The sequence below is a fragment of the Gemmata obscuriglobus genome (genome assembly GCF_008065095.1).
Lineage (GTDB): Bacteria > Planctomycetota > Planctomycetia > Gemmatales > Gemmataceae > Gemmata > Gemmata obscuriglobus.
Genome location: NZ_CP042911.1, coordinates 4,408,591 through 4,432,230, shown reverse-complemented (window position 1 = coordinate 4,432,230; position 23,640 = coordinate 4,408,591). Strand labels below are relative to the sequence as shown.

General features: G+C 72.1%; 23 protein-coding genes. 3 read left to right on the top strand and 20 right to left on the bottom strand.

Going from position 1 to position 23,640, the window contains the following annotated elements; translation table 11 throughout:
• Position 1: 1 nt before the first annotated feature.
• Together GobsT_RS18500 and GobsT_RS18495 are read right to left on the bottom strand one after the other, a co-directional pair.
• The gene (locus GobsT_RS18500) at positions 2-1,234 is read right to left on the bottom strand and encodes a hypothetical protein (protein WP_010045021.1); all 1,233 of its coding nucleotides are present in this window, start codon (positions 1,232-1,234) and stop codon (positions 2-4) included.
• Positions 1,235-1,243: 9 nt separating this feature from the next.
• Positions 1,244-1,975 (bottom strand): hypothetical protein, encoded by a 732-nt coding sequence (locus GobsT_RS18495; protein ID WP_010045020.1) that lies wholly within the window; start codon positions 1,973-1,975, stop codon positions 1,244-1,246.
• Positions 1,976-2,139: 164 nt separating this feature from the next.
• Here GobsT_RS18495 and GobsT_RS18490 point away from each other — a divergent pair, with 164 nt between their 5' ends.
• Positions 2,140-3,048 carry a hypothetical protein gene (locus GobsT_RS18490; protein WP_148087794.1) on the top strand — a complete coding sequence of 303 codons (909 nt, stop codon included), beginning with the start codon at positions 2,140-2,142 and terminating at the stop codon, positions 3,046-3,048.
• On the opposite strand, the gene GobsT_RS18485 is transcribed toward GobsT_RS18490, so the two are convergent.
• The 4 genes from GobsT_RS18485 to GobsT_RS18470 form a co-directional block, all read right to left on the bottom strand.
• Entirely contained in the window at positions 3,045-4,832 is a 1,788-nt protein-coding gene (locus GobsT_RS18485) for a hypothetical protein (RefSeq protein ID WP_010045018.1), read from the bottom strand. The genes GobsT_RS18490 and GobsT_RS18485 overlap by 4 nt on opposite strands.
• On the bottom strand, positions 4,829-5,131 hold the full coding sequence (locus GobsT_RS18480; RefSeq protein WP_010045016.1) for a hypothetical protein: 303 nt from the start codon (positions 5,129-5,131) through the stop codon (positions 4,829-4,831). Before GobsT_RS18480 ends, GobsT_RS18485 begins: the two co-directional genes overlap by 4 nt.
• Positions 5,132-5,202: 71 nt before the next feature.
• Positions 5,203-5,556, bottom strand: coding sequence for a hypothetical protein (locus tag GobsT_RS18475; protein ID WP_010045014.1), 354 nt, complete (start codon positions 5,554-5,556; stop codon positions 5,203-5,205).
• Positions 5,553-6,428, bottom strand: a complete 876-nt coding sequence (locus tag GobsT_RS18470) for a phage tail tube protein (RefSeq protein WP_010045013.1) — start codon at positions 6,426-6,428, stop codon at positions 5,553-5,555. Before GobsT_RS18470 ends, GobsT_RS18475 begins: the two co-directional genes overlap by 4 nt.
• Before the next feature lie 71 nt (positions 6,429-6,499).
• Here GobsT_RS18470 and GobsT_RS18465 point away from each other — a divergent pair, with 71 nt between their 5' ends.
• Complete coding sequence (locus GobsT_RS18465; RefSeq protein ID WP_148087793.1) at positions 6,500-7,531, top strand: hypothetical protein; 1,032 nt, start codon at positions 6,500-6,502, stop codon at positions 7,529-7,531.
• Positions 7,532-7,626: 95 nt separating this feature from the next.
• Here GobsT_RS18465 and GobsT_RS18460 read toward each other — a convergent pair whose 3' ends face one another.
• The 9 genes from GobsT_RS18460 to GobsT_RS18425 all read right to left on the bottom strand — a co-directional run bounded on the left by GobsT_RS18460 (position 7,627) and on the right by GobsT_RS18425 (position 14,233).
• The gene (locus GobsT_RS18460; protein WP_010045012.1) at positions 7,627-8,106 is read right to left on the bottom strand and encodes a hypothetical protein; all 480 of its coding nucleotides are present in this window, start codon (positions 8,104-8,106) and stop codon (positions 7,627-7,629) included.
• Between the two features lie 37 nt (positions 8,107-8,143).
• The gene (locus GobsT_RS18455) at positions 8,144-8,488 is read right to left on the bottom strand and encodes a hypothetical protein (RefSeq protein ID WP_148087792.1); all 345 of its coding nucleotides are present in this window, start codon (positions 8,486-8,488) and stop codon (positions 8,144-8,146) included.
• Positions 8,489-8,490: 2 nt separating this feature from the next.
• Entirely contained in the window at positions 8,491-9,288 is a 798-nt protein-coding gene (locus GobsT_RS18450; protein WP_010042889.1) for a hypothetical protein, read from the bottom strand.
• A 12-nt stretch (positions 9,289-9,300) separates the two neighbouring features.
• On the bottom strand, positions 9,301-9,585 hold the full coding sequence (locus tag GobsT_RS18445; protein WP_010042887.1) for a spike base protein, RCAP_Rcc01079 family: 285 nt from the start codon (positions 9,583-9,585) through the stop codon (positions 9,301-9,303).
• Positions 9,586-9,593: 8 nt separating this feature from the next.
• Positions 9,594-10,202, bottom strand: a complete 609-nt coding sequence (locus tag GobsT_RS18440; protein WP_010046316.1) for a phage virion morphogenesis family protein — start codon at positions 10,200-10,202, stop codon at positions 9,594-9,596.
• A gap of 2 nt (positions 10,203-10,204) precedes the next feature.
• Positions 10,205-10,681 (bottom strand): hypothetical protein, encoded by a 477-nt coding sequence (locus GobsT_RS18435; protein ID WP_010046314.1) that lies wholly within the window; start codon positions 10,679-10,681, stop codon positions 10,205-10,207.
• Between the two features lie 33 nt (positions 10,682-10,714).
• Positions 10,715-11,674 (bottom strand): Mu-like prophage major head subunit gpT family protein, encoded by a 960-nt coding sequence (locus tag GobsT_RS37905; protein ID WP_010046311.1) that lies wholly within the window; start codon positions 11,672-11,674, stop codon positions 10,715-10,717.
• A gap of 41 nt (positions 11,675-11,715) precedes the next feature.
• A complete protein-coding gene (locus GobsT_RS37900) occupies positions 11,716-12,489 on the bottom strand; it encodes a hypothetical protein (RefSeq protein WP_010046307.1) in 774 nt (257 codons plus the stop codon).
• A 61-nt stretch (positions 12,490-12,550) separates the two neighbouring features.
• A complete protein-coding gene (locus tag GobsT_RS18425) occupies positions 12,551-14,233 on the bottom strand; it encodes a hypothetical protein (protein ID WP_010046306.1) in 1,683 nt (560 codons plus the stop codon).
• Between the two features lie 169 nt (positions 14,234-14,402).
• On the opposite strand from GobsT_RS18425, the gene GobsT_RS18420 reads away from it, so the two are divergent.
• Complete coding sequence (locus tag GobsT_RS18420; protein WP_010042873.1) at positions 14,403-14,837, top strand: TIGR03067 domain-containing protein; 435 nt, start codon at positions 14,403-14,405, stop codon at positions 14,835-14,837.
• A gap of 97 nt (positions 14,838-14,934) precedes the next feature.
• Here the strand turns inward: GobsT_RS18420 and GobsT_RS18415 are convergent, their stop codons facing one another.
• Genes GobsT_RS18415 through GobsT_RS18395 form a run of 5 tightly spaced genes read right to left on the bottom strand, consistent with a single transcriptional unit; the run spans position 14,935 to position 23,637 of the window.
• On the bottom strand, positions 14,935-15,999 hold the full coding sequence (locus GobsT_RS18415; RefSeq protein ID WP_010046304.1) for a hypothetical protein: 1,065 nt from the start codon (positions 15,997-15,999) through the stop codon (positions 14,935-14,937).
• A complete protein-coding gene (locus GobsT_RS18410) occupies positions 15,992-17,038 on the bottom strand; it encodes a hypothetical protein (RefSeq protein WP_010046302.1) in 1,047 nt (348 codons plus the stop codon). The genes GobsT_RS18415 and GobsT_RS18410 overlap by 8 nt, the downstream gene beginning before the upstream one ends.
• Positions 17,035-17,223: a hypothetical protein gene (locus tag GobsT_RS18405; RefSeq protein WP_010046295.1), complete on the bottom strand. Its 189-nt coding sequence runs from the start codon at positions 17,221-17,223 to the stop codon at positions 17,035-17,037. Before GobsT_RS18405 ends, GobsT_RS18410 begins: the two co-directional genes overlap by 4 nt.
• Before the next feature lie 2 nt (positions 17,224-17,225).
• Positions 17,226-18,149 carry a phage head morphogenesis protein gene (locus GobsT_RS18400; RefSeq protein WP_010046291.1) on the bottom strand — a complete coding sequence of 308 codons (924 nt, stop codon included), beginning with the start codon at positions 18,147-18,149 and terminating at the stop codon, positions 17,226-17,228.
• The gene (locus GobsT_RS18395; protein WP_010046290.1) at positions 18,142-23,637 is read right to left on the bottom strand and encodes a phage portal protein family protein; all 5,496 of its coding nucleotides are present in this window, start codon (positions 23,635-23,637) and stop codon (positions 18,142-18,144) included. The genes GobsT_RS18400 and GobsT_RS18395 overlap by 8 nt, the downstream gene beginning before the upstream one ends.
• Positions 23,638-23,640 lie beyond the last annotated feature (3 nt).

Genomic DNA, 23,640 nt, shown 5'->3' with positions numbered 1-23,640 from the left:
GTCACGTCCTCTGGAGGCTGAAGCGGGAGCCCAGGTCGGAGGCCTTCAGCGACGTCCGGTCGAACGTGGCCGGGTTGGTGAACGTGACGCTCTTGTCGGGGTCCCGGAGGGCCGCCCCGCCGGTGAACGACGCGCTGGCGAAGGTCCGCGGGCGCGGGTCGTTGTCGCACACGCAGGTCGGGGACGCCTGCCCCTCGCCCTGGCCGCGGAAGGTGACCGTGGCCGCGGTGCCCGTGAACCGGCAGTCCAGCGTGCCGGCCCCGCCGTCGGCCGTCACCGTGGTCGGGGCCTTGTAGAGTGTCGCGTCGCCGCCGGCGAAGTTGTGGGTGACGACGGTGCCGAAGCCGATCAGCGTCCCCCCGGTCTGGTTCGCGGTCGTCACGGTGGCGCCCTTGCCGACCGTCAGCGCGGCCGCGCCGTCGACGGCGAGCGTGGTGACGGTGCAGCCCGTCGTGTCGTCGTCGGACGCGAGCCCCACGTCGCCGGCGGCGACCGCCAGCGTGCCGGACGAGGCCCCGACGAAGTTCACCGGCGGGGCGGTCGCGCCCGGCCGCTGCCCGGTCTTGTGGACGACCGCGGAAAGGGCGTTCGTCACCTGGATGTTGCACCGGGTCGGCCCCTGGCCGTCGCCCTCGCCGATCTCGACCGGCACCGCCGTCGCGATCACCCAGAACCGCTGCCGGTACTCGATGTACCCGGCCTCGTTCCGCCGCGGCAGCCCGAGTTGCGACTCGAACGCGGCCTTGATCCGGAGCGAGGCGAACGCCGCGGCGGCGACGTTTTCCCAGCCGTACAGCAGCGGCACGGGCACGTCCACCACCACGTCGTGGGTCGCGCCCGGGAGCACGCCGAGCGACCAGTTCCGGGGCTCGTCCGCGTGGCTCGGCCCGGTGGACGCGACCAGCTCGGTCTCGGTCAGGGTGGTGGTGCCGGTCCCCGATGCCGTGCCGGCGAACGGGACGCCCGCGGTCGCGGCGGCGCCGGACACGAACGCGTCCCCGTCGGCGTACGCCCAGGACACCTCGCGGAACCGCGGGTCCGCGGTGGCGGACAGCGCGTTGTACAGCTTCTGCGCGAGCGCGGGCTTGTCGTCCCCGGGCGCGGCGACCGCCGCGACCCGGACGCCGCCGATCGTGTACCCGACGGTGTCGCCGGCGCCCACGGTGCCGCCGACGGTCAGCCGGACCGCGCGGGCGCGGGCCGGGTAGTCGCCGAGCCAGGAGTTGGTCGCCATACTCGGACCTCACAGCGGGGGCAGGCCGGGCACGCCGACGAGCGGCCCGTCCGACTCGAACGGGTACGACCACGAGACGCCGAACTCGACGAGCCCGAGTCCGAGCCGCCGCGGGCTGTCCCGCACCACGTTGCCCTGGTCGCCCTGGTAGATCGGCCGGGGCCACAGCGGGGGCGGCACCGGCGGGTACTTCACGTGCCCGACCGCGCGGCCCGTCTGGACCGCCCGCACGGGGGTCCGCTCGCTCACCTTCTGGCGCACCAGCACGCGCGCGTTGATCGGCACCCGGAGCACGTAGCGGGGGCCGCCGTCGCCGGTGATCGACACCGTCTCCTGGTACGCGAGCACGGCGTTGGCCGCGTTCGCGATCAGGAACTCGGCCTCGACCTCGAACTCGAACCGGCGCACCGTCGCGTACTCGGCGCCGTCGGTCCCGGTGAAGTTCGGCCCGTCGACCACCCGCACCCCGCTGATCGACTGGCTGTTCAAGAGGGACAGCGGCGTGACGGCGCCCGCATCGGTGAGGAACCGGAAGTCGAGGTAGTTGGTGAGCAGGGCGGCCCGGAGCGACGCCTCGGCGACCGCGAGGGCGGCCTGCCCGTCGGCCTCCAGCCAGCCGGCGACCGACACCCGGGTCACGTACCGGATCGGGCGCCCGGTGTCGGACGTGATCAGCCGGGTGCGCGAGGTGACCTCGCACCCGTTCACGGGAAACAGGTAGTTGCCCCACGCGGCTCGCATGCGCTCAGCTTCGCGGGGCGGGTTGCCCGGATGAAAGTGCGCGGGGCGCCCACCCGCCACAACCCCTGACCCCGGAACCCCTTGGCGCAACGCAGCCGATCGGGTCCAATACCCCGGTGTGAGAGTGAGGGGCGGGACGGCGCGCGGGCCGCCGCCGCCGGTGCGTGCGCCCGCACCGGAGCGACCTGCGCATGCGCTGGCCCTTTGCCGTCATCGCCCTGTTCACTGTTCTCGGTTGCGACACTTCCCGACCAACGCAGCGCGGCGCCGCCACATCGCAGCCTTCTTCTAAAAAGCCGAACACGAACGAATCTAAAGCCCCAGAATGGGGGCCGGTGCTGGCCCTCGCGAAAAAACGGGTGGATATCGCCTCGGGGTACGGGGAGGCCGAACGGCTGAGCGTCCAGGCGGCCCTCAGCTCACGGTCGGCGCAAGCCCTTGGCGGGATGAGCCAGGGCGAACGATCGTCCTGCGTGGACGCTCTCCTGCGGGTGCAGAAAGTGGGAATCGAGCGATCGGATGAACTCAGCGTCCAACGGGCTGAGAGGGTCGCCCCGGTGACCGTCGGGCTGCTTCGTGTCGGCCCCGTGCCGTCGCGAGCGGATCGCGAAGCCGTCAAACGATCCGCGTCTCAATTTGCCGGCTTCTCGATCCGTGGCGATTCCGGCCGCACCGAGGCACAGCTGAGTCGGTTGCCCGAGCCCCAGCTCGTTGCGGTCGGGGTCAACATGGAGCTGTTCCAACGCGCGTCGTCCCCGCTCGCGAGTGACTACGTGCTTCTTCAGGATGTGGGGCTGAATCAGTTGGCGTTCGCGAGCGCCGCAAAAGCGGGCATGGCGGACGGGCCGGAGAAGCCGCCCCTGTGGCACCTCGCCCGCAAACAAGCAGGCTCGGCCTCCTCGGCCGAGCAGGAGGCCGAGCTGCTGGTCCGCGTGTGGGCCACCTCCGCCCTTCTGCCGGCCGAAGAGCGAAAGGCGTTCGCGCAGCGCGTGGCGAGCGCAGCGCCCAAGGCCGATTTCGGCCCACAAGATATTTCCGCCGCGGCCCTCGACTCGGCGGGCCGGGAGCGCTAGCTGCTGGCCCCCCGTCCGATCCGCTTGTCGCGGTCGATCCCTTTTTTGATCTCGTCGGCGATCTGGTCGATGATGTCGCCGATGTACTTGCCGAGGTCGCGCCCGGCCGCCGCGACCTTGGTCGCAAGGGTGCGATCGAGGTCGAGCTCCTTCTGGGCGGCCTCGTCGCGCTTCTCCTGCGCTTTGCGGCGCAGTTCTTCCGGGTCGCCGGCGTAGTCCGCGGGCGCGAGCGCGCGGAGGGCGTCGAACTGGGGCGTCTGCTTGCCCGCCTGCTCGAGGATCTTCGCCACCGTTTGTGGGGCGACCGCGCGCGCCTCGGCCAGCTCGCGGGGGCTCATCCGCTCCGGGCCGAACTGCTGCAGCAGCTGCAGCGAGCGCACGGCGTTCGCACGTGAGAAGCGATCCATTCCGCCGAGCGACTGCGCGCCCGAGGCCGCCTGGGAGGCGTCCCCATCAAGGATGTCGGCCTCGGCCTGGAGGCGCTGCACTCGGGCCTGTCCGGCAGATCGCCCGGTCTCGGCCTCCCGGCGGCGGGCCTCGACCACCGCGCGGCGGGCCTGCTTCTCGAGCTCGCCGAGCTGCTGCGCCTCGGCCCCCGCCGCCGCCTGCTCGTACAGGGTGCGCTGGCGGGACACGCCGGACTGGTTCGCGTCGTACGTCCCCCGGCCCCCCAAGAGCGCGTGCGTCACCGGCCCGAAGGCCAGTAACGAAACCGCGGTCGGCAGGAGCGGGCGGCCGTCGCCCCCCAGCTCCCGGCCCTTCTGCTGCTCGCGCCGCGCCGCCTCGGCCCGCTTGGCCTGGATGTCGCCCAGCGCCGCCTCGGCGCTGGCGCGTTGCGCGGTGGCGACGGCCGCCTCGCGCTGGAGCTTCGCCTCCTCGCGCTCGATCGGCAGCAGCCGCTGCCGGTCCCGGAACGCCTTCTCGCCGGCGGCGGTGGTGCGGTCGCTCGCCCCCTCCAGGATCGGTGTCGCGCGGGCGAGCAGCGTTTCGCGCGCCTCGTACCCGGCCTGTTCGGGGCGGTAGCCCAGGTCGAACGACGCCTTCTCGGCCCGCGCGCTCACCTCGGCCATCTGCTTCTGGTAGTCCACCTCGGCCCGCTCCATCCCGGCCTTGCGCCCGGTCAGCCCGTCGATCGAGCTCTGGATGGTCTCGCCGAAGGGGACGAACTTCCGCACCGCCGCCCGGCCCTTCTGCTCGCCGGTCGTGTACTCGTCGCTGAGGATCTCCCCGGCGTCGCCCGCCACCTGCAGCGCGCCCAGGGCGATCGCCGCCGGGCCGGCCAGGCGGCCGAGCAGCGCCCCGCCGGGGAGGCCGAGCTTGCCCGCGGCCTCGCCGAACCCCTTGATCTGTTCGTACCGTCCGACGGTTCCCCCGAGCTGGAGGTTCCGCAACGAGGTCAGCAGCGCCTCGTGCCGCTCCTTTTCTTTGTCGCCCGCGCTCTTGCCCCCGGCCCCGCCCCCGGGGCCGGCACCCGCGCCGCCCGTTCCGGTGACGTGCAGCGGCTTCGGCCCGACGATCACCACCGGGACCGGGCGGTCGAACGCCGGCACCGCCGAGGTGAACGGGCCGGGGCGCGGCACCGCGCCGCCCGCCGCCGGGGCCGGCGGTTGCCCCGGCGCCCCGAAGCCGGGCGGCGGAACGTAGCCGCCGAAGCCCTGGGGGCCGGCGGCCCGGCCGTGCGTCTGCTGGGCGGCGGTCGCGAGCTGCTGGAGGTTCCGCTGCGCGTCGGCCACGTCGGCCGTGACCTTGAGGCGCAGCTCGAGTTGCTTTTGGGCCGGGGTCACGTGTCACCTCGGAGCGCGGACAGGACCGCGAGCTGGGTCCGCTGGCTCGACACGCGCTCGCAGTGGTCCTCGGCGGACCGGATGACCGCGGCGGCCCAGCGGACGAGCGGGTCGTCGGGGAACCGGCCGACCGCCCGGCACTCGCGGTAGAACCGCACGGTCCGGCGGTGCTGGTCGGTGAGCTCGACGGCCTCCGCCGGCGACGGGCGCTCGGTCCCGGCCGGCACCTTGGGGCACTTGCCGCAGGGCGGGTGCGAGCCCCTGGGCCGGCGGAGCGGTTGGCCGCCGCGGGTGACCACCTCGCCCCGCTCGTCGTACCACCAGTGCCGGCAGTCGTCGCACGCGCGGGCGGCGATTCGGGGGTGCAGGCTCAGCAGCCGGACACCCCACCAGAGTTTCCCTCGGCCTCGATCCGCTTCGCGGGCGTGAAGCCGAGCACCAGGTTCAGGACCACCGCCCGCACCGTCGGGTGCATCTTCGGGAGCTTGGCCCGGAACGCGCCCGGGGCCTCGTCGTTGATCTCGCTCACGTGGCGGGCGATCAGGTCGCACTCGTGCCGCTCGACCGCGTCCGGGTCGCGGGCCGCGAGCTTCGCGTCGTACTTCTTGCGCTCGGCGTCGAGCGCCGGCCGGTAGACCACCCGGACCGCCGGGTGCAGGCCCGGGACGGCCGGCACGTCGTGCGTGAGCGTGTACCCGTCGTCGATGTAGAGCGCGTCGCTCATGGGGTGCTGTCCAGTGTGGTGGTGAGCTCCGGCGTGGCGCCGTCCTTGCGGGCGACGCCGCGCCAGGGCAGGTCCAGAATGCCCCGCTGGCCGAACGGGAGCGGCTGCTTCGGGGCCTGCACCTTGGTCATGGAGAAGGTCAGCGAGCAGCCCCCGTTGGTGAGCGTGAGCGTCGTGGCCACGCCCCCGACGGCCGAGCCGTACAGCGCCGCGTCGGTCCCGAGGCTCACCGGCAGGTCGACGGTCACGTTGCGGTCGGTGGCCTTGAGCTGGGTGATCGTCGCCGAGTTGCGGAACTTGGCCTCGACGACGTTGTCGATCGCGAGCGAGAAGCTCGCCACCTCGCGGTTCGAGCCGCCCACCGACACCACCGCGTCGTGCAGCACGAACGGCTGCGTGGTCAGGTCGATGGTCGCGGCGCCGGCGGAGCCGGACTGGGTCTCGTCCTTGCCGATGATCGTCAGCGACAGCTGCATCGGGCCGCCCTCGGACGCGCTGAACGTCGCGTTCGTGACGACGCAGTCCGAGTACGTGTACACGGTCCCGTCCCGCACGCCGAACAGGTTGAACAGCGGCAGGTTCTCGCCGAGCGGGTAGCTCGTGCCCGAGGGCGTGCCGCCCAGGATCAGCGGCAGCCAGACGGCGAGCTCGACCGGCGTCGGGGCCAGAATGATCTGGCCGTCGACCCGCCGGGTCCCGCGCCGCACCCGCTCGGAGCTGTGCGAGCGGGTACCCCGGATGCCGTTCGTGTCGATGAAGTTCTCAGAGAGGCCCAGCGTCGAGCCTTCGAGGAACTCGAACTCGTGCGTGGCCGTGGTAACGCCGGAGCCGGCGTACAGCAAGCGGTTGAACACGCCGACCTTGTCCGCCATCGTAGCGCCCTCACCCCCAAGCGGAACACGCGGCCCGGTGAGGCTTTAGTGTGCGGGGGCGGGTTGCCCGGATGAAAGTTGGGGAAACGGAGTTGGCGCAAGCCCGCGTGCGCGCGAAAGTGCTGACTCAATACGAGGGTTACCAAGTGGCTGAGACGAATCGCCCAACCGCGCACAATGCACCCCTGCTGTTTTTCTTTGCGACAGCATTCATCGTTGTGTTGGCCTGGGGGGTCTATTGGGCGTTGATCGTAAATGCCTTCAAGCCGGATGAATCACTAATCGTTACGGACCCGAATGCGACATCGGTCGAGAAAGAGCGTGTCTCTGCGAAGGCCCAAGCTATCGACAGAGCCCACGCCGCTCGCGGTCAGTTCGGGGACATGTTCGGCGCGATCAATGCGCTGTTTTCGGCGCTCGCTCTAGCTGTGCTGATTTACACGATGTGGTTGCAGAGAAAGTCATTGGCTGAAACACAAGAAGAAATGAGGCTCGCCCGAACCGAAGCCGCACGTCAAGCGGACACAGCGTCACGTACGGCCCTCATCGGCGCGCTCTCGGCCTTGTGGGAGCACTACAACTCAGTTGGGCAGGCTACCGGATCGAACCGGGGTATGGGGGACGGCGACCCGAAAGCGGTGAAGCAGGAATTGGCCTCGGCCATTTTTCTCCTTGCCCGCGAGGATATGGCCAAAAATTCGACCCTCTTTAGGCCAGAGCAGCAAATCAGGCTCGAAGCAAGCGAAATGGTCCAACACGTAGCCAGTATGATCAGCACAATCAGCGAAAGCCCACCAGGACAATGGGCGCATGCTACCCGCCTTGAGGAGACGCGAAAACGAGTTGAGGATTTCGTTTCAAAAATCAAATTGCATATCGACCCAAGTTCCGAAGCTAGCGAAGCCCGCGCGGAACTGCTGAGCATCCTGGAAGGCGCTCGACCCGGCCCATCTTACGCGCTAGCATCAGTTGGCGCCTCGTCAACAACCCAACCCAACAATTCTCAAGAACAGCGCAATAAAGCCTTAACACTTTTACGATCTGTTCAAGATTTATTGCACACGCTCATAAATTGCAATTATGCCGCACCAAGAAGACAATAAATCCAATAAATTATTATCAAATAAGTTCAACAAATGTGAATATTTTATAAGTATACAGATGGGATTCCTGAGCAGCCGCACAGAAGCCACTCCACTCACCCCCGCGGGAACCGACCCACGCAGCTCACCACCAGCGCCGTTGCGAGCACCTGGAACAGCGGCGCCTTCTCGTCCACGATCGGCCCGCTGTCGCCCACCTCGCACACCGCGACCTGGGCGACGCCGGCGAGCCGCTGGCGGTTGAGCGTCGTCGTCACCAATCTCCTGAACCCCGTGAGGTCCGTCGGCCCGGTGTGCTTCTCGCCGTGGCTCTTCCCGCTGCCGAGCAGCATCACCGCGACCGGGTAGCCGCGGCCGTCCTGGCGATTGGTGCCGAACTCCGGGCGCTCCTGCTCCGGGCCGACGCAACACACGACCCCGCACGGGCGGGTGAGCCGCGCGGCGTCGTCGAGCTCGTCCACCGCGTGCCACGGGAGCGGCTGCGCGGCGAGTTCGGTGGCGAGCGCGTCGGTGGCGGCCTGGAGCGCCGCTCGGACGGCGTCGCGGATCAGCACGTGGTAATCGGTGATGGGCATGGGTCCTTCCGGTGGGGCGAGGCGATGAGAGCGGCCGTCACACCGGCACCGGCTCCAGAACCTGCGGCTGATACCCACGGGCCGCGAGCCACGCGATCACGTGCGTCTCGCGGTCGTACACAGCGGGATCGACTGTATGCGCCGCGCTGCCCGGGATCGCGGCCGTGAGCCCGCCGAGCGCCGCCACCGTCTCCGGGCCGCACGGGGCGCAGCAGCCGTAGGCGGTGGGGGCCGCGCTTGCCGGGCCGGGGAATGGCACGAGGGGGGCCGCGAACGAATAGGCACCTGCGGCCGGTGGCGAGGTCAGGTAGGGCGATACGGCTGCTTCCGCGAGGTCGCGGGTGCCAGCGGGGACGATTGCGATAACGTAAACGGCTGGCACCGCTACAGCCCTCCGAGATAGGCTTCGAGGGCCGATTTGGTTCCGGCACTCAGGAGCGAACCGGACAGAAGAGAGAACCCGGAAGTCCTACCCAGGTAATTATTTAAACCCGCTTCCGCACCAATATTCAATTGATTGGAAGTCGGGAAGGGAGCGCCGACCCAGTTACCAACAACAGGCGTCCCGCCGTTGAATGAAATTCTAGTCTGCGACAACGCGTTGTCGTATTCCACTACGATCGTATTGGCGCCCGTTGTGTCTCCGGTGAGATAGGCTGTAGCTAACTGCGATCCACCCGCGCCGTAAATGTGCGACCCGCTACCGGTCGAGCCCGGTGGGCTACGGACGTGGTGCCCGCGCAAATCACCTCCGACCGCATTTGAGCCGTAGAGTATCGATGTACCGCCTGATTTGATTGATCGATTGCTACGCGCCCCAACGGTAACCGCCTGACCGGATGGGGTGGGAAGATTCGCGTTGGCGACAAGGCAATCGTCCACCCCGTCGAAGCTCAGCGACCACAACAACCCGCCCTCGAAGTACAGCAGCGGGCGCGCGGCGTCAGAAGGGGCCGTAAACACCACCTCACCGAGCGGGCCGAAGGGCCACACCGCCACCCGCACCGGGTCCAGGTGCGAGACGGCCGGGATCGTGCGGGCCAGGTCCTGCCACAGCAGCCCGTTGACGCGCATCCACGCGACCAACAGCGCGTAGCAGGCCGCGCCCAGGAACGCGAGCGGGTTGACCAGCCCGCTGCGCCGTCGGGTCGATGTCAGCGATAACCCCAGGCTCAGATTCACCGCCGCCCCCGCTCAGTAGATCGCGGTGATGTCGCCGCCCGTGGTGCCGGTCGCCAGGACGCGCCGCACCCGGTACGGGTACGGCATCCCGGCCGCCCGGTTCTTGAGCGTCACGGGCGTGCCGGTGCCGCCGTTGCTCGCGTCGGACGCGAAGATCACCCGCACGTCGCCCGCGGTGCCCACGTCGAACGCGCGGCACGGGCCGTTGGGCAGGTCCGTGGTGTCGCTCGGGACCACCGCGATGCCGATGTCCCCCGGGGCGTCGAGCCCGGTGTCCTTGTGCCGGTCGGCGGGCATGTGCTACCTCACGTTTGCAGCCACTTGCGGGCGGCGCTCTCGGCCAGGGCCGCGGCCGCCGCGGTCGCCCCCGGCTCGCTCACGCCCATGAACTCGCGCCGCGGCACCACGGCCTTCTTCACGAGCAGGAAGTGCCCCACCAGCCGGCCGTTCACCCGGCGGGCGAACAGCGGCTCGCGGGCCGTGCCGCGCAGGTTCCGCGGGGAGCCCGCGCGTCGCGCCGCGGCGGTCAGGGCGATCGCCAGGAACTTGCCCTTCCGGGGCACCACGGTCCCGCCGAAGTTGTGCAGCGCGGCCCCGGGGTGGTTGGTGCCGACGACGACCTCGTCGCCGGTGAACCGCCCGGTGAAGCTGGCCATCAGCGCCCCGGTGTCGCGGAGCGGCTGGGCGGTGCCGCCGCCCCGGAACGCCCGGCCGTACCGGAGCGGCCGCCAGGGCGTGCCGTCGGGGGCGGTGCCGGTGGCGAACCGCCGCTTCACGTCCGAGACGAGGATCTGCACCAGCTCGCGGCCCGTCGGCGCGTCGAGCGGCGCGACGGCCGGGAGCGCGAGCGGCCCCGCGGCGGGCTGTCGCGCCGCCCGGGCCAGGTCCGCGAAGCTCAGCACCAGCCCGGCCATCGCTACAGCCTCGTGCCGTCCCCGAAGGAGAACCGCCCGTCGTCCGGATCGTCCAGCCGGAACCGGTCGCCCGACGTGTCGGAGTCGCCGCACGAGATCCGCGCGGACCCGGGTGCGGGCGCCCACACGTCGTCGCCCAGCATCACGTCGGCCCCGGCGAGGTCCTCCGTGAGGTCGGCCAGCTCCTGGCGGAACGCGGCGACGGCCTCGGGGTCCGAGCGGCACGCCTCGAGGAAGGCGTGCACGACCGCGAACCGCAGGTTCCAGTCGTACCCCTCGGTGGTCGCGTCGGCCCCGAACAGGGCGAACTCGGCGCCGGTCATGCCGCGGCCGCGCATGATGCGGCGGACGTCGTTGTACCCGCGCTGGTTCGCCGTCGGCAGGAGCGCGTCCCAGTGGTCCGGGAGCGCCGCGTCCCGCATGGCGTTGGCCGCGGTGACCTGGGCGCGGAGCTGCTCGTCGCTGACGAAGGTGGGCACGGCGGCTCCTCGGGTGCGAAGGGCGGCCCCGGGTCAGGCGCCGAGCGCGCTGGTCGGGAGCACGGTGGCCACGTCCTTGTACACGTTGTCCACGTTGCCGCCCGGGGCGGTGTACTGGGTGAGCGCCAGGGCCCGCTTGAGGATGATGCCGAGCTTCAGGTTGCACGCCAGCACCAGGTTCCCCGGGGCCGGGTCCCAGCCCTCGTGCACGAACAGCTCGTCGTCCACGTCGTTGGCCTTGGGCAGCTTGAACGACCGGAACCCGTTGATCAGCTGCTCGACGATGGCGTAGCACTCGGCCACCGTCGGGGTGTCGCTGATGGTGAGCTGGATCGCGTCCCACCAGAACCCGTACCCGAGCCCGAACCGGCAGTCCACCCAGTACTCGTACTCCTTCTGCTTCCGGGCGTTGGCCTCGTCCGCGTCGGTGTCCAGCGCGCTCAACGGCTCGCGGTCCTGGAACAGCACCGGCTTGACCACCGGGTTGTCGGTGATCAGGGCGATGATCTTGTGCGTCTGCCCGTCGTTGGACGCGGCGTCGAACGTGTCCAGGTTGTCGCCGGTGCCGAACAGGTGGCTGTTGGCGAAGAAGTTGGTGCCGTCGAAGCACTTGGTGCTGGCCCCGGCCGCGAGGTGCGCCAGGATCAGGTGCCCGGTGTCCTTCTTGGCCCGGGTGGGGAGCCCCTGGATGGTGCTCATGTACCCGCCCGTCTGGTCGTCGTCCACGTCCTCCTTCTTGACCGACACGCCGACCCGGAACGTCTTGTTGGCGACCGTGTACTCCTTGTTCACCAGCCGCGCGAACGGGGTGTACCCCTTGAACTCGGTGAGCCGCGGCAGGTTCGACATGTACGTGTGCGTCTCGACCTTCGACTTGCTGTCGAGGCGGAACGTGAACGGCTCGTGGTTGGCCGGGAACGGCTTCTCGTCGGCGGCCAGCTTGCCCTTGGCGAACTCGGCGCGGGCCAGCGCGGTGAACTGGGTCACTTCCACGGGGACGTCTCCGGCTTGGGGCTTGCGGGTGGGCGGGGCGGTTACGCGATGTCGCGGTTCAGCACGACCCACTCGGTGCCGGTCGAGACCAGCTCGGCGCAGTCGTAGCGGGCGTCGATGGTCGCCAGGGTGGCGCCGTTGTCGATGGTCTCGGCGGCGTTCCCGTCGAGGGTCGCGGCGGCCGCGTCGGCGGTGGTCTTGACGAACGTGAGCCGGTCCCCGGCCTGGGTGTCGGCCACGGCCGGCAGGGTGATCGTGTACGCCGCCGTGTTGGGGACGATGATGACCTTGTTCAGGTCGCACCGGGTGAGGCTCTGGGCGCCGGTCGCGGCCAGCACCCGGGTGACGCCGTACCGGGCGTGCGCGGCGACCCCGTCGTAGCACAGCTCGACCAGCGCGATGCCCGGGGCCACGATCTCGACCACGTGGCCGATGAAGTTGCCGAACGTGGTGGCCGCGGCGCTCAGGGTGCCGGTCTGGTCGTCGAGCGCGTACACCTTCTTGCCGAGGTCGGTGACCGCCACCCCGGCGATCGACACCTCGAGCCGGTACGGCATCTCGATGTCGAGGTCGAGCTCGGGGGTCCCGGCGGTGCCGGCCGGGAGCAGCGGGTTCCCCTCGTTGCCCCGGACCACGCCGGCGAACACCCAGGACTGGCTGTCGTCGCCCTTGCACAGGTACCCGGTCACGTCGGTGCCGACGAGGGCGTGCTGGTAGTACCGGGTGGCGGCGCCCAGCGTCTCCGAGGACCGGCGGATGAACCGGTCCTGGATGCGGACGACGCGCTTCTTGACCCGGTCGGTTGCGTTGGCCACAGGATCGCTCCCGGTTAAGTGGTGGTCGGAGGGGTGCGGGCGCCGGCACCGGCGGCGGGGCTCAGCGCGCCCCGTACTCCTTGGCCGTGATCCGCGGCTTCTTCTTCTGCAGCTCGGCGAAGCTGGTCACGTACTGCTCGCGGTGGGACTCGGGCACGGCCGCGGCGGCGAACTGCTTCACCTTGGCCAGCTCGGCCTCGCCGCTGAACTCGCCGGCGGGCGGGCCGGCGGCGAACCGCTCGCCGAACTTGACCGTCACCGGCATCTGCGCGAGCTGGGCCTTGCGGGCCTCGTAGGCGGTGAGGTTGCGGGTCCGGCCGTTCTCGGTGAACCGGTGGACGGCCCGGGTGTCGTCGAGCCCGAGCAAGAGCGGCAGGTACGCGGCCGTCACCTGGGCCGGGGTGGCCCGGCCCTCGGAGACGAGCTGGTCGCAGAACTTCGTCGCGTCGTCGCGCTTCCGCCGCTCGTTGCTGACGCGGAGCCGAGACAACTCGTTGTCCAACGCGGCGTTCAGCCGCTTCGCCTTGATCGCGAGTTCGCTGTTCACGGTGACGCCCCTGCGGGTGGCGGGTTTGGGCCTGGGTTTGCGCCGCGGCTCGCTCATCGGGACGGCGGCCGGGGCCGGCGCGGGGGCCGCGGGCGGTGCGGGCGGGTCGGCGGTGAGCTGGGCGTACAGGGCGCGGAGCTGGTCGTCGGGCATGGCGTCGAGCGCGGCCGCGTCCTGCCCCTGCGCCACCAGGTCCGCGATCATCTCCTCGCGGGTCACGGCCGCCGGGTCCGCCATCGTCTCAACGGGTTCCTCGCCCTCGCCCTCGGTCTCGGTGCTTTCGCCGATCACTTCCTCGTACAGGGCGCCGAGCTCCTCGTCGCTCATCCCCTCGAGCTCGGCCGCGTCCTCGCCCTCGTCCACCAGGGCGGCGATCATCTCCTCGCGGCTCGGCTCGGCGAACATCCCGGTGGCCGGCGCGGGGGCGGGGTTCGCCGGCGGCGTCGGAGTTCCGGCCCCGGTGGGGAGGTTCTTGACCAGGTCCGCGAGTGCCTCGTCGGTCATCGCGTCGAGGGTGGACTGGCTGATCCCGGGCATGTCCGCCTGGATCGCGGCGATCATCGACTGGCGGTCCATTCTGCTCGTCTCCGCGAAGGTGATCAGGGCGCCGCGGCGGCCCCGGACGGTGTGCTCCCGGATCCGCACCCCGGGGCGCTCGCTGAACCGCATCGGCGCGGGCATCGGCTCGGGCCGCGGGAGCGGCCCCAGGCGCTTCACCTGGGGCACCTCGCCGCCGAGGTAGCTGAACTTGCGCAGCACCTTGCCGTACTTGCGGCCGAAGTCGTCGAGGAACGAGTCGTAGATCTCGGCCGAGCCGAACCGGTACTCGCCGCTCTCGATCTTCCGGGCCATCGCCTCGGGCACGTTGACCACGTTCCCCTTGAGGATCACGTGGCCCGCGTGCTGCGGGTCCGGGACGGCGCGGAGGCTGTTGGGGTCGACCCACCCGGCCGCGGGCTCGTCGGTCGGGACGAACTCGCGCCACCCCTCGTCGTCCTCGTGCCCGGGGGCCGCTGGCGGGGTGTGCAGCTTCGCGCCGCCCGGGCCGAGCTTGCGCCCGGCCTCGGCCATGTTCCGCACCCAGTGCGGGAACCAGCGCCGGCCGCGGTACACCCCCGACGCGAACAGGTTCACGTCGCGGAGCATGTAGTAGCGGGGCTGGGTCGCGGTGCGGGGCTGGGTGGCGGCGCCGGGCATGCCCCCACTGTGCGCGGGAGGGTTGCCCGGATGAAAGAAGACCAAAAAAGAGTTGGGCCGCACCAATCGGTGCGGCAACGCGTCGGCTCTCATCACTCCTTCGTTTGCTCTAACTAAATCGCCATTGCGTCCTCGGACCCGAAGCACCACCCACCACGTGAGGGCTCTGATGAACCGGCTTTGTTTCTGCGTGCTCGCGGCGCTCTTCACCACCTGCGTTTCCTTGGGCGAAGAGCAGCCGAAGGCCGTGAAGGACGAACTCAAATTGCTGGAAGGTGAGTGGAAGGTCGTCAAAGCCGAGAGCGGCGGAAAGGCGGTCAAATCGAAGTCGGTTGTCGTGTACACCGCGGACGGGAAGTCCTCCATTTCGGACCCCAACTCGGGGCTGCCGCCGCTGAAGACAACGATCGCGCTCGACCCAACGAAGAAGCCGAAATGGATCGACGTGACGAACGCCCGGGGCCGCACCGATAAGGGCATTTATGAGTTGAACGGCGATCAGATGAAGGCCGTGTTCCGTGCCGGCGGGGACCGACCGACGGAGTTCAAAACGGAAGCCGAGGGCGAGGTGATGTACACTTACGAGCGGGTCAAACCCAAGTGAGGGTCGTACCGAGTCAAACGGCGGTCTCGACCTCAAGGGCGACCGCACCTCGACAGCTGTCGTCGCGATGCGACTAACCGCGGCGCCGACCGTGAGATCAGCCCGCCAGCGCCCGGCACAGCGCCCGCACGCCTACCAAGCGCCCGCGCAGTTCCGCGAGCACGGCCCGCTCGCTCATGTGGGCCGTGCGCCCCTTCGCTCGTGCGCCCGGGTCGAGCAGGTCGAGCGTCTCGCCCACCCAGGCCTTGAGCTTCTTCACCGCGTCCTGGGTCGAGTCCGGGGCCTCGCCCGTCACCTCGCGCGCGAGCGGGGCCAGCCTCCGCGGGAACTTCCGGGCGTAATCGTCGATCTGCTTTTCCGCGGCTTTCAGAGCGGCCCGGGCCGCGGTCGTTTCGTAGTTCCACCCCAGCGCGCGGCCGGTGGTGATGCCGTCGTCCACGCTCTTCTTCAGCGCGGGTAGGTCCGGGCTGCCGTCGGCCCGGGGCGGGACCGCGGGCGCGCCCGTCGCGGTCGCGGCCGCTTTCACCCGGCCCGCCGCGGCGCCGGCGCGGTTCGTGGCCGGCCCCTTGGGCGCCGGCCCGACGCGCGGGGGCTGACGCACCACCGCGTGCGGGTCCGCGACCTTCTTCTTCGGGTCGAACTCCGGGGCCGCCGCAGGCGGCTTCGGTTTCGCCGGCGGGGCGGGTTTCGGTTTGGCCGCGGGTGCGGGCGCCGGCACCTCCTTCGGGACCGCGGGCAGGCTCGTGTCCGGGAGCGTGGGCGACGGCTTCGGCCCGGCCTTGAGTTCCGCCTCGGCGGCCTCGGCCCGCTTGCGGAGCGGCTCCAGCTCGGCGGCCGGGAGCTTCGCCCGGACCGCGGCGTCGTAGGAGTCGCGCGCGACCTTGGCCTTCATCGTCAGGATGCGCTCCTGCTCGCCGGGTTTGGGCCCGCCCTTCCCGGCCGCGGGCGCCTTCGGCCCCTTCGGCGCGGACCGCTTCTCACCTGGTTTGCGGCCCTTGAGCCGGTTGAACACCTCCACTGTGAGCGACCGCTTCCCGCTGGGCGACACCATGCGGAGACCGGCGGCGGTGTTCTTCTGGGTCCAGTCGTCGAAGCCGGCGAACGCGTCCCACACGTTCGCGGCGCACGCCCGGAGCGCGAGCAGGTCGGTCAGGTCAGGCACGGCGTACCCTCCGCGAAGCGCCCACCAGTCCCCGGACCGGTTCGGCCATCCGGGCGAGCGCCGCGGCTCGCTCCTGCGCGTCGTCGTCCTGGGCGGCCAGTGCGAGGGCCGCCAGGATCGGCTCGTCGTCGATCGGGATGTCCGACGGCTTGCCCTGACGCGCGAGCAGGGCGCGGATCCGGGCCTTGATGAGCGGGACCGGGTCGAGGTCCGCGGGCTGGGCCTCGGCGAACCCGGCCCGCTTCCCCCCTTTGGCGGGCCGCTTGGCCGCCTTGAGGATCTTCTTCCCGCCCCAAGCCCCGAGCTTCCCGCCGAGCCCGCCCCCGACGGCGGTGCCGAGCGCGAGCCCGAGCGGGCCGCCCAGGGCACTGCCGGCGATCGCGCCCCACGCCATCCCGTTGAGCCCGGCGAGGATGCCCACCGCCCCGGCCGTGGCCTTCTTCAGGAAGTCGGCCACCTTCGCGCCGAACCGCTGCTTGTCCCGGCCGTGCTGGGCGGTGATGTACGCGCTCTCCGCGGGCGTCGGGTCCGGGAGCTTCTGACCGCCGGGCAGCGGCGGGGCCTTCACCGGCGGCGTGATCGGCCGGGTGTAGTCGACGTCCGCGGCGTACGGCCCGAGCCTCTGGCCGCCCGCCCGGACCCGGTCGTACGCGGCCCGGTTCGCCGCGGCGGACGGGTCCCCGGACCGCGTTTTCTTCTTCCTCTTCGCGGGGGCGGCGATGGCCCGGGGGCCGGCGGGCGCGCTGCCGCCCTCCGGCGCCGCCCAGGCGGCCGTTCCCGTGGGCCAGCCGGCGGGCGCGGCCTCTGAGGCGGACGGCTTCGGCGCCGCACCCTTTGGCGCCGGGGCCTTTTTTGCCCCGCCCTTCGCCTCGCGGCTACCGACCCGCTGCTGGTGGCGCTGGTAGGCCTCGTTGGATAAGACCCTGCCTCCGGCCGATTTCCACTTGCCCCCGTCGATCTGCTGCCACTTGACAGCGGCAAAGCAGTGCACGAGCAGGTTCGAGGCGCGGAGCAGCGGGTGCTGTACGGTGCGGTTCATGGGCGTTGCTCCCTCATCTCTTGGATCTTGGCCCGGAGCATGGCGTTCTCGTCCGTCAGCAGGCTCAGCGCCCGCACGTCGCCCGCGGGATCGCACCGCGTCTCCAAATCGTGGATGTACCGCCGCACGGGTTCCGGGAGGGCGTTCACGTTGTCCGGCGTTGGCGTCCAGTGCGGATCGACCACGGCTACCAGCTCCTTTCCACACGGATCCCGCTCATCAGGTGCTTCGACACCGGGGCGAAGCTGCACCGGCAGTTCCACACCCGCGAGCCGCGCACCGCGGCGAACGGGACGCTCGTCGGGAAGTACTTGCCGATCTTGGGACGGTGGTCGTCGCCGGTCCGGTCGTCGAGGATCCCCAGGTACTCCCAGGCCGGGAACCGCTCCTGCATGTCCGGGTCCGCGATCTCGTCCTGGGCGCCCTGGTTGTACGCGTCGAGCACGTTGGTCCGCACGACCATGTCCGCGTACTGCGGGTTCGCCACCGACACGCCGGCGTCGTCGAGGACCTGCTCGACGTCCGGCACCGCGCCCGCCCCCGTTTGCAGTTGCTTCAGGATCGCCGCCTTGACCTTCTCGAGTACCGTCTGATCCGACGCCACCGCGAGCGTGAACGCGTGCCGGTCGAGCTTGGCGCCGTACCGCGCCGTCCCCCCGCCCAGCGTCGGCACGAGGCGGCGGAAGTACTCGAGCGCCGTCGTCGGTTCGAGCACCGGGACCGCGTCGGCGAAGTCGTGGAACGGGTCGTCGGTGCCGGCGTCCGCGAACGCCACCCGCTCGGCCATCTCGGCCCGCCGGCGGATCCGCGCGCGGCCCATCAGGTCGGCGCTGGCCACGCACCGCGCCAGGGCCTCGGCGATCTGCCCGAGCTCCTGGTCGTCGAACAGCACCGGCGCCCCGAGCGGGTCCCCCGAGGCGAGCAGCCGCCGCACCGCCGACTCGCTGGCCGTGGCGAACACCTCGGCCCCGTCGGCCCGGGCGCGGGCCAGGAGCTGCGCGGCCCGGGCGCCGTCCGGCCCCGCGGGGGCGAACGCGTCCCCCTCCGCGAACCGCGCGAACGCCGACGTTTCGGAATTTCGAGAAGCCGAAAGTCCGGCGCCGTCAGTCAAAAAGTCCCGGACCTCGCTTCGCCACGACCGGAGCTGCTCCGGGGTCGCTGCCGGATAGCACGTTTCGCACTGCGGCGAGGGTTTTGGCCCGGAGCTGGGAGCGCCCGGCGTTGGTGGCGTCGGCATAGTGCACCGCGTACTCGTTCAGGAGGTCGGAGAGCGGCCCCTTGAGCCGGGCGCCGCGGTCGAAGTCGTCGAGGGCCGCGTCCGCGCGGTCGGCGATCGTGCGGTTCTGCTCGGTGGCGAGCCGGTTGCCGGCCACGGACTCGAGGGCCTGGGCGCGGCGCACGCTCGCCCCGAGCCGGAAGTCCTTGGCCTCCTTCGCCAGCTCGGCCCGCACGTACGCCTTCAGCTCGGCGCGGTGGAAGTAGACGCTCTCGTCCTGCTCGATCGGGCCGAACAGCGACTCCTGCGTGCGGCTCACCTTGGGGGCGTCGCGCATCTCCTGGGCCATCGCCTCGACCACCCGCGGGCCCGCGGGCCGCCCGGTCCGCTCCTCCTGCTTGGCCAGCGCCGACAGGAGCCGCTGCTGGTCCAGGTGGTCGTCCAGGTGCCGGGCCACCGCGGCCGCGCGGTCCGGGTCGAGGGACCCGTGGGCCACCTGGCGGAACAGGTCCGGGGCGAGCTTCACCAGGTCGGCGGCGTCCCGCGCCACCTGCCCCTTGAGCGAGATCCCGGCGGCCGCGAGGTCGGCGGCCGAGCGGCCCGTGTCGCGCAGGAACTTGGCCGCGTCCACCGCGGTGCCCCGGCCCTCGGCGATGTTGATCAGCGCCCCCTTGGCCCGGGCCTCTTCCGCCGTTTTCGCGGTCACGTACCGGACGCTCACGTCGCGGGCGCCGGTGCGGTTCGCGAGGTCGAGCCGGTGGTGCCCGTTCACCACGTACGTCCGCCCGTCGGCCGGGTCCTTCCAGACCGCCAGCACGCCCGCCAGCTCCGGGTCGAACGTGGTCACGTGCGCGAGCTCGGTGCCGACGCCCCGGGCGTTGGTGTTGAGCTTGAACTGGAACCGGCCCGGGTCCACCGCCACCCGCCCGGGCGCGACCTGGTACACCCGCCCGGGCTGCGGGCTCGCCGGCGGCGCGAACGGCGACCGGCCCGGTGCGGGCGCCCGCACCCCCGCGGCCCCCGGAGCCGGGGTGCCGCCGCGGCGCGCGCTGAGCTTCTGGAACGCGTCCAGGGTGAGCGACCGCTTGCCGCCCGGCGACACCATCCGGTCGCCCTGCCGGGTCCACTCGTGCCACGCGAACGCGTGCACCCGCTCGGAGTGGGGCACCACCTCGTCGTTCCCGGTGGCCCGCATCCCGGCGTCGGCGGCCTTGCGCCCGATCTTGCGGCCCAGGTACACGGTGCCCGCGACCGCCGCGGGGGCGGCGAGGAACCCGGCCAGCGGCGGGATCAGCCCGGCCCCGGCGGCCAGCACCGGCGCGGCCATCACGGCGGCCCCGCCCACCAGCGCCGCGCCCCACCACAGGAACGGCCGGGCCGCCCGCCCGAGGCGCGAGTTCGCCAGCCATTTGGCCGCGCCCCAGCCGGCCCGGACCGCCTTCGGGGTGAGCCGCAGGGTTTCGCGGGCGAGCGCCAGCAGCCCCTGGCCCGTGCCGACGGCGGTGGACACGGCGGCGTCGGCCGCGTGCCCGGCCAGGGTGCGGGGCACGGCCAGCGCGGCCCGGCCCGCCGCGGTCACCGCCCCGGCGGCCCCGGAGATCAGGTTCGAGGCGGTCTGCCGGTCGTGGGCGCCGGCACGAACGACGTCGCCCACCACCTCGCCGGCCAGCCGCTTGGCGGTCCGCGGGGCCTTGACCGCCGCCCGCACCAGCCCGCCGGCGAACCGCCCCAGCGCCCCGACCACCAGCTTCGCGCCGCCCGCGGGCAGCTTGGCGAGGTACCCGCCGAGCTTGAGCGCGAGGTCCCCGGCCGCGTCCACGTCCCGGCCGAGCGTGTCCTCCAGCAGGTTGCCGACCTCTTTGCGCTGGCCCTTCGGCATGCCCCGGGCGGCGTCGAGCCACGTGGACCGGATGACGGGCCGCACGGCCTCCGGGAGCGGCCCGAGCTTCTTCAACTCGGCCGCGGCGTGCGTCACCGCCTGCTTCCCGGCGTCGGCCACCTTCGCGGCCGCGGCGGGATCGCTCCCCGCCCGGGCGGCGGCCGGGGCGAGTTCGGCGGCCTGCGCGGTGACGGCCTTGCGGATCCGGGTCCGGTTGATCTTCACGAGCCGCGGGGCACGCGGGTCCGCGGGGCCGTCCTGGGCGTCGCGGCGGGCCTGCTGGGCGACCACCTCGCGCGCCCGCTCCGGGCTCACGCCGCGCTCGACCGTGCGCTTCACGCCCCCGCGCGGGCCGACGGTCTCGAACGTCAGGGTCCGCGGGGCCGTGGCCCGGCGGCCGACGCCGGCCTGGCGCTCGAGCGCGGCCCGGGCCCTGTCCCCATAAAGAACCTGCCCCTGATGCTCCGCGGTACCGACGGCCTTCACGCCCCCGGACCGGGTCCGCGCCGGCTGCCACCCGAACACGGCCCATTCGAGCCCCTGCTCCGCCGCCCGCTCGGCGAACGACTCGGCCTGCGGGGGCGCGTCCTCGTCGAGCGCCGCGGCGGTCGCCTCGTCCAGGTACTCGAGCAGGTCCGCCAGCAGCGCCGCGAGCTGCTCGTCGGTCAGGTCCACCGGGCGGCCGATCGCGCGTTCGGCCTGCTCGCGGAACGCGACCACGAACCCGAGCGGGTCGTCGCCGGCGGCCTCGGCGAAGAACTTCCGCTGCGACGCCTGCCCCGGGCCGCGGTAGAAGTCCCGCCCGCCGGCCCGGTTGTTCGCGTTGCGGGCGGCGCCCACGGCCGCGCTCGGCCCGGCCACCATGCCCGCCCGGGCGGCCTTCAACTTGGCCCGGGCCTCCGCGCGGGCCACCGCCTTCGGCCCGCGGGTCTTGAGCAAGAGGGCGCGCTTCGCGCGGGAGAGCAGCCCGCCGGTGTTGGTGCCCAGGTCCTGGGCGCGGCGGGCCTCCATCGCGGCGTCCGCCTTGCGCACCGCGGTCCCCGCCCCGCGCGTGCCGCGGAGGTTGTTCCAGCGGCCGTAGAACGGCGCCTGGACCGCCTTGCGGATGATCCCGGACACGGCCCCGGACAGGTACGTTTTCGCCCCGGCCCCGAGGAGCGCGGTCGCGGTCAGGCCCTTGCCCGCGACGGTGCCGACGGCCAGCCCCGCGACGCCGGGGGCGCCCGCGAGCCCGGCCAGGGCCAGCGCCCCGCCGACGGCCGCGGTGCCGAGGGTGAACGACAGCGCCAGGGTGCCGGCCTCCATCACCAGCGCCTTGCCCAGCCCGTGGATCTTGTAGTTGCGGTAGAAGTCCGGGGCCGCGGCCTTGAGCACCCGCTTGACCGCCTTCCGGGTGGCCGCGCCCTTCTGCCCGCGGATCATGGCCTGGATGGCGATCGAGCGGGCCTCGTCCTTGAGCGCCTTGCCGAACCGCTCGAGGGGCGCGCCGACGGAGTCGAGGAGCGGCACCCGGCGGATCGCCTGCCCCAGCTTCTCGGCGGCCCACCCCGCGCCCTGGACCGTGGACGACCCGCCGGCCAGCCCGAGCGCGGCCGCGTCCCCGGCCGTCCGCGCCGCCGCCTTCGCGCCCCGCCCCGCCGCGGCCGCGGCCCGCCGGGCGGCGAGCGCGCCCCGGGCGGTCGTCGGCGCGGGAGCAACGGAGGCGGGCGTCGGAGCGGCCGGCGCCACGGGCGACGCGGGCGGTTTCGGCGCGGCCGGGGGCTCCGGCGCGGCGGGCGCCTGGGGCGGTGCGGGCGCCCGCACCGGGGCCGGGCCGGCGCCCCGGGCCTTCGGCAGCGCGCCGCCCGCGCGGGTCCGGGAACTCAACCGCTGGAACGACTCGAGTGTGAGCGACCGCTTCCCGCTGGCGCTCACCATGCGCGGGCCGGCGGGCGTGTTGGTCTGCTTCCAGTCGTCCCAGCCGAACACGTGCACCCGCTGTTCCGCGAACGGCACCGCCGCGCCACCGCCGGCGGACGGGTCGCCGGGCGGGAGCATTGCGGGGTCGCCCCCCATCGACGGGCCGGGCGGGAACCCACCGCCCATGCCGCCCATGCCGCCCATGCCCATGCCGCCCATCGGGTCGGCGCTTGGGCCGGGCAGCTGGAGCGCGTCGTCGGGGTCGTTCGGGTCCGCGAGCTGGAGGCTGAACGCCTTCGCGTAGTGCTTCTTGGACAGCGCGTTCGGGCCGGTGAACCCGATCGCCTGCGCCCCCTGCACCACCTGGAGCAGCTCGAGCAGCTCCTGGTTGCTGGCCGCCCCGAAGGTGAGCTTGGGGTACGCCCCGCCGGCCGGGTACGGGTAGTTGAAGTCGACGAACTTGGGGGCGAGCTGCTTGTTGACCGCGTCCGTCACCAGCGCCATCAGGAGCCACGGCACCAGGTCGGCGATCGACTTCTGGACCTTCGAGTCCCCGCGCAGCTCGGGGGCGGCGCTCACCAGGCTCTGGAGCGTGGCGAACGTGATCCCGCTGACCACCTCGTCCCGCTTGCTCTCGGCGAAGCTCTTGTAGTCGGGCTCCGAGGCGGCCGACAGGTTGATCGCCTCGATCCGCACCCCCTCGGGCACGGCGATCCAGGTGGCGCTCTTGGCCTTCCGCAGCGCGTCCTCCAGCGCCGGCTTGTCGTCGTCGCTCTGGTACGTGCCCATGAGCATGCCGGCCATGCGCTTCTCGTGGTGGATCACGCGGAGCTTGTCCACCGTGTCCAGCATCCACCACGCGCCGTACGCCGGGCGGTACGCGGCGAGCCCGAGCGGCTCGTCGAACACCGTCATGTACCGGCTGAACACGAAGTCCTCAATGGGGTACGCGGGCTGCTCCGGCGCGCGCCGGGCCTGCACCCACTTCACGTTGCCGAACGTGTCGCCGCCCAGCCGCACGTCGCCGCACGTGTCGTCGGTGTCCTTGGCCGACAGCTTGGTGCAGACGATGTGCTTCGCGAGCTTCCCCTGCCGGCCGGGGTTCCAGACCGGCTCGGCGAGCGAGTGCCCCTCGCTCCCGAGCGGGGCGCAGACGGCCCGCACGACCGAGATGATGCCGCCCGCCAGGTAGTCCTCGATCATCGCCTTGAACGCGTCCGCCTGCTCCTCGCTCTCCGGGTTCCCGGGCTCCGACGCCTGCACCTGCCAGTCCTCGGCCGCGACCGTCAGGATCGCCGGCTCCCAGGCCGTCGCGACCCACGGGCTGCGGCGCATGAGCCGCATGGCGGCGCGGATCTCGGGCGTGTCCCGGGTGCCCGAGTCCAGGTACGGGTGGAACCACACCTTGCCGGCGATCCCGCCGCTGTAGTTGACCGGCACCTTCTCGTCCGACGACGGGCGCGGCCGCCGGCGGGACTGCTCGATCTGGGCCTTGGCCGCCGCGATGACCCGGGCCGCCCGCTCCTCGGGGGTGGCCACGGCCGGCGCGTAGGTGCGGCGGTACGCGGGGAACAGGCTCGCGAGGCGGGACAGGACGGACGGCACGGG